Here is a 1,085-nt window from a genome sequence, read left to right as displayed (position 1 = left end):
CCCCGGCGGCCTGACCTTCGACCGCCGCGCCGAAGACTAAACCCCCTTCCCACCCCCAGCCAGCCCCCATCACCAACCGTTAGGCCACTACCGATGCAGTTAGTACAAACCGTCAGTTTCCCCGAACCCCAGCTCCTGGCCGACCTCTCACCGCTTCCCGGCGGGCTCCGCGGCGTGGTGTGGGACATGCAGGGGGCCCCGGACGAGGCCCACGGAAGCATCGACGGCGTCATCCTCCCGTACCTCAATGCCGGGGCGGTGCTGGGGAACCTGGACAAGGTCCCGGACCTGAAGTTCGTCCAGACCCAGTCAACAGGGTTCGACGGCGTCCGCGAGGCCGCTGGTCCCGGCGCCGCCGTGGCCAACGCCTCGGGCGCTCACGCTGCCGCCACCGCGGAGCTGGCCGTGGGCCTCATCCTGGCCAAACTGCGCGGCATCGACCAGGCCGTCCGTGACCAGCAGACCGAAAACTGGGCACCGCAGCGCCGCCAGTCCCTGGCCGACAGGCGCGTCCTGCTGCTGGGGATCGGCGGGATCGGGCAGGAACTGGCCCGCCGGCTGGAACCGTTCGAGGTCACCGTGACCCGGGTGGGCAGCACCGCCCGCACGGACGAGCACGGCCAGGTCCACTCCTCCGCCGACCTCGAAGCCCTGGCCCGCGACCACGACATCCTGGTCTCCGTCCTGCCCCTCAACGACAACACCCACCACCTGGTCAACGCCACGGTCCTCGCCGCCCTGCCAGACGGCGCCCTGGTGGTCAACGTCGGCCGCGGACCGGTGATCGACACCGACGCCCTCACCGCCGAAGTCGTCTCCGGCCGGCTGCAGTGCGCCCTGGACGTGGTGGACCCCGAACCGCTGCCCAAGGGCCACCCGCTGTGGTCCACCGACAACGCCCTGATCACCCCGCACGTGGGCGGCAACGCCTCCGCGTTCGAACCCCGGATCCTCAAACTCCTCAAGCGCCAGCTCGAGGCCCTCGCCGCCGGCGAAACCCCGGCCAACCTGGTACAGCAGGGGCCGTTCGCATGAGTTCGTTGTTTGACCTGACGGGCCGTGTGGCCCTGGTGACCGGTTCCAGC

1 protein-coding gene is annotated in these 1,085 nt (G+C 70.4%); it reads left to right on the top strand.

Annotated elements, in window-relative coordinates; translation table 11 throughout:
- Positions 1–93: 93 nt before the first annotated feature.
- Positions 94–1,035, top strand: coding sequence for a 2-hydroxyacid dehydrogenase (locus ACYSM9_RS21845; protein ID WP_461859040.1), 942 nt, complete (start codon positions 94–96; stop codon positions 1,033–1,035).
- Positions 1,036–1,085 lie beyond the last annotated feature (50 nt).

This window comes from Arthrobacter sp. C152, from assembly GCF_054890965.1.
This window is presented reverse-complemented; position numbering and strand designations above follow the sequence as displayed.

What these genes read in the sequence shown, in the direction of transcription:
- ACYSM9_RS21845 (WP_461859040.1), top strand. Translation starts at nt 94, where the DNA reads ATGCAGTTAGTACAAACCGTCAGTTTCCCCGAACCCCAGCTCCTGGCC.